We start from the raw sequence: 365 nt of genomic DNA on the forward strand, positions 1-365 counted from the left end.
CGCTCTACCCTCGCGGTCATGCTTATAGGCTTAGGACAACTAGAGGAGGCTGAGGCCGAGAGCCGCGCAGTGCTAGAACGTTTGCATCGAGTGTTGGGTGAGGAGCATCCTGCTACGCGCGCAAGCCGCCGCAATCTGGCATCCGCGCTCCGTGAAGTCGGGCGGGTCAGCGATGCCGAGGCAATCGAACGTTTCGTTTAACTGAACTGATATTTCCCCTGTGCAACCAGGTGCTGTACACCCCGTACAACGTGCGGTTCCTGCTGCCGCGCCGCTTCCGGTGCTCGGGCCTGGCGGTCCTACGCTCCGGCTCGGCTTGCCACCGGATACGCGGGTTGCTGCACTTCCTGCTGTACAGCAGGAAG

At 61.9% G+C, this 365-nt stretch carries 1 protein-coding gene; it reads left to right on the forward strand.

Features of this window, described 5'->3' with window-relative positions:
* On the forward strand, positions 1–201 hold a 201-nt coding region (locus ACWEPL_RS32070), incomplete at its 5' end, for a tetratricopeptide repeat protein (protein WP_452438397.1).
* Positions 202–365 lie beyond the last annotated feature (164 nt).

Source organism: Nonomuraea sp. NPDC004186, assembly GCF_053603495.1.